The 4,307-nt window shown below is 42.2% G+C and carries 3 protein-coding genes; 1 reads left to right on the top strand and 2 read right to left on the bottom strand.

Annotated elements, in window-relative coordinates; translation table 11 throughout:
- Positions 1 to 113 precede the first annotated feature (113 nt).
- Complete coding sequence (locus U9M98_00895; GenBank protein MEA2020276.1) at positions 114 to 632, top strand: cohesin domain-containing protein; 519 nt, start codon at positions 114 to 116, stop codon at positions 630 to 632.
- A gap of 15 nt (positions 633 to 647) precedes the next feature.
- Here U9M98_00895 and U9M98_00890 read toward each other — a convergent pair whose 3' ends face one another.
- Complete coding sequence (locus tag U9M98_00890; GenBank protein ID MEA2020275.1) at positions 648 to 3,461, bottom strand: hypothetical protein; 2,814 nt, start codon at positions 3,459 to 3,461, stop codon at positions 648 to 650.
- Positions 3,462 to 3,473: 12 nt separating this feature from the next.
- Positions 3,474 to 4,307: hypothetical protein (locus U9M98_00885; protein MEA2020274.1), on the bottom strand; the 834-nt coding region annotated here is incomplete at its 5' end.

Here is a 4,307-nt window from a genome sequence, read left to right as displayed (position 1 = left end):
ATTTCTCATTTCCTCTTTCCTTCTCCTTTTCTTCTTTGCCTACATACGTACAAGCTTAGCTTGGCTTAACTTGACATCAATTATAGCACATGCTAGCGTAAGTCTAAGAAGATATGAAATTAAAAGATCTTCCAATTGCAATTGGTGTTTTTATACTTTTTCTCACTATTCCCACTGCAGTTTACTTGTCTACACAACCCGAATCACTACAAACACTCACAAAAGCAGGTCAAGAGGAGAGCGCTGTAATTTATCTTTGGCCTGCCAAATTAGAAACAAACCTTGATTCCCAATTTGAAATTACCATAACACTAGCTTCTCCAGAACAAGAAGTGAAAGAGGCTCATGCTGTTATCAATTACGATCCCAAAATGTTAGATGTGGTGGAAATTAAAAAAGGACCAATACTTGGAAGTTACGAAAAAAGAAATATAGAAACTGGAAAAGGACAAATTGAAATTGCAGCACAAGGAAACTTTCAAGGATCAGGAACTTTAGGAAGCATAGTTTTCATTCCCAAAAAAACTGGCAACACTAACTTGAACTTAATTAAATCTGGCTCGAAAGTACTGGAAGCTGGAGGAGCAAACATTCTTCAAGGCGTAAACGGAACTACAGTAACTATCAAATAAAAATTAGTCCAAACCTTAATTCAGCTCTCGCCAAGTAACACGATCTCTACCCAAAAGTTGGGTAAGGTCGATAATAAGTTCTGGATCCCAAGAAAAGTAATTAGCAGGTTCTAAATCATCGTCAGCAGTATCCTCAATTTCATCTTCTCCAATTCGTGTCCGACGTAACACTAAAGCTTCATCATTGTCGTAACCAAAGGCTATAGCTGAGCCGCGCAACCACAACCCCGCTTCTTGATTTTCAAACTCTTCCCTGTCGTCTGTATCTTCGTTGTAATCATAAATACTCTGATCCGCTACCAAAAACGCTCTTACATTTTCCACGCCTGCTTGTACTCTAATACTACCACTACTTACAAATGCATAAGAACCATCTGGCGCAAAGTCTCCAGTAAAAAGAACATCCCCATTTACAATCACTGCCGCTGCCTTATCATCAAAACCATTATCATTATTAACCACTAAGTCACCGGCTACCTTCAAAAGACTGCCGCTTGAAACGGTGGTACAACCTCCTACTCCACCATCACCCATTACTCCAGAACCACAATCAGCAGTTTTAGAACCAAACATATTATCAAAATAATAGTAATCGTAGTCATACCTAGCATTAGCAGAATCATAAAACTTTAACTCACCATAGTCTTTCACTTCCCAACCACTATCCCCCCCTAAATCGTAGGCACGACCCTCACCCCAAGAATGCGGACCGCTAGAGGAGATGACAAGTCCTGCCGAACTGTAGGGCAAAGAAAAATATGGTGCAGCTAAAAAGCGGTCTGGAGGGTCTTCTCGAAACAGATTTGCTTTTTCCGGAATGTAAGAAAAAATCCCCCTCTTGCTATAAACATTACCACCCTCTGTTTGGAACCATGTTAAAAGCTCTACATTAAAATTAACACTATCAGAATGAGAACCTAAACAAGGTTCTGTACCTGTTCCTGTAACAGTAAGAGTATAAGTTTCATCGTAATCAACAGAACTCTCATCAACATTTAGGCACGCCCAACCTGCGTTTTCTGTATCACTCTCTGGGTCAAGCCTAATTGTCGAGCTAGGTGCGTTACAGCCAGTAGCATCTGAAGCAAACCCTACCAAGCTAACGCCAGGTCCTCCCGAAACCCCAGAAGTAGCTGTGCTAAACTCTACCTCTGCTGTATCCGGCGCCCAGCAGTCACCCAAAACCCTGGTGGTAACCATAACTTCTGTAGTTTCAAAGCCGGGGTCCAGCATAAGAGGTCCAGTAGGAAGGTTAACAGAAAAATCTGCGTGCTGAACTCCTAGCCACGCATATTTGGTTTCCATCGAAGCAACACTTCCTAAATTTGCATAGAAAAGATCATCATAAGGTTCATCATAAGAAATACCGGAACCTGTATAAGGATCAGGAGAATTATTCCAGTATTTATTGTAACCAGAAACAGGGCAAAAACAGGTACTTGGCTCAACTTTAATTCTGTATTCATCACTTTCCAAACTCTCTTCCACAGCAACATTAAACCCAAGAGGATCCAACACCTCTTCCTGACCAACAAGATTCTGTAGTGTCAGTGCAGCGCTACCTGATATATTTTCACCAGCATCACGAACCCCTAGACTATAACCAGCACCAATCAATTCTTCCCACACATACCCCTGGATAAACCCAGGGCAAGCAATTTCTATTATTCCCGCATCCGCAGATCCATTTATATTACCTGCCTTATCACGTAAATGTAATCTAACACTATAAGTAGAACCTGGTTCCAAATCATTTAAGTGCCGTGGGCTTCCCCCAAAAGTAGTAGAATTATCCCAAACCACAGAATGAGAAATGGGACCTTTCGCAGGCGGATCCACATTTTCCCATCCGAAAAAATAAGTGCCGTAGTCTGGGTCTCCAGTTTGCGGCCACCAGTCAAATTGCCCCCAACCATCCTCTTCCACATCATCCCCCACACGATCATGATTCAAATCATCCATCACCACAAAGAAGAAGATAACACTAGTACCCCAAGCATCATCACCAGGATGATCGATAATATTTGACGCCACCAACTCTGCAACATTGGGATAAGTATCCCCCGAAAATGCTGTGGTCACCTCGCTATCTAAAAATGGACAAACCTTTTCGGGTACATCCAAATCCCCCGTAGGAGCAACTGTGTCGTCAGCAACAGAAAAGGAACAAGTACCAGAATCAGCATCACGTGGACCGTTGTCTGCCCTTACTTTCCACTCGTAACTCTTGCCCAAAGCCTGACTGCAGTCACCTCCGTAGCGGTTACACAGGTTAAAAGAACATGATGTTGTATCCTCCCCAACCTCACAAACCTTAGTACCGCTCCAAGTACCGGAACCCGCTTCCCGCAAATAAACCTTATACTTATTATCGTTCGGACAACCCTCGCCCCAATCTGTAGTTGCCTGCCATTCAAAATTGACAACGTAACTTTTAATTGTACTATTCATTCCCGGAAAACAACTCGCACAATTACACACAGGTGCCTTAGGGTCTTTTTCATCACAACCATCATCAGAGGGACCACTGCAAGGGCAACCGTCCTTACAATCCTCCTCCCAAGCATTACAGTCATATTCAATATCACAACCGGTAGTCCCATCTTCATTTTCAACACAAGTACCTGTGCTATAACAGTATTGGCAAAAAGAACCTGGATAACCCGGACATGGCGAAGCACATTCCAAAACACTACAAGGCTCACCCACAGGATCACACATTGCTTCTACATCTGGCACAGAAACTAAAGCAATAATAAACAAAACGCCGGAACCAACAAGTACTTTAAGGCTTTGTCTCAAAATCTTTTTAAAAATAAAATTAGTCATAACTCTACATAATTATCTAGAAACAGCGAACTTCTCAACGCTCAGACTTCCATCCTTTTCCAAACTAACCCAAACAACAATATTGCTTCCAACAAAATTTTGGGCAGCTTCCAAATTATGCTCAACTACCTCTTCCTCTCCAATTGCTTGGGTAAAAATACGCCCAATAGAAAGTTTTACTACACCGTAACCAGTCTGGACAAAAACCCCCTCGTTTCCCACTCCCACTAGTTCACCCTCAAGAAAAAGTTGGGGATTGTCCTTGCTCATATCAGCCAGCCCAGGTGAATAGAAACCCCCAGACCGCTGCACATTATCAGCAGGATAGCTTGCGGTGTAATAGCTAACATAATCTCTCACATTACCGCTTTCTGAAGACTGCTTAATATAAGAAAAACAGTCAGCAAAAGGAGTTGCTTGACACATTTCTAGACGCACAAGTACCCTGTCTCCAATTGACGAATTAAAATCTGGAGAACATTGCACTGAAACCTCAACATCTTTACCTACTAATGTAAATAGCCACTCCTCCTGATTTCTTCCCGTAACTGTTGCCTCAAATACTTGTTGGGGACAGCCGTCTTCCGAGATTCCTGCTTCTTGCCCCAGTTCTGCTGTTTCAAAAGCTTCTTGGGGAGTAAGCTCCTCAACTGAATCTTTCCTGGCTAAGTCACGAAGAGAAATTTCTAAACCCTCTTCTCTCCTCTGAGCCCAAAAAAGAAGTCCAGCACAAACAAGTAAAGAAAAGAAAACAAAGAAAGACAACAATAAAACCAACTTACCCCCAGACCCTAAGTCACGGAAAAAAGAAATTGGTGTTTGGGCTTTTTTTTTGGAAAATTGTAC

The organism is Patescibacteria group bacterium (assembly GCA_034659915.1).
Lineage (GTDB): Bacteria > Patescibacteriota > WWE3 > JAUXAW01 > JAYEID01 > JAYEID01.
The sequence above is the reverse complement of the archived record's forward strand: the minus strand, read 5'-3'. Positions and strand labels throughout refer to the sequence as shown.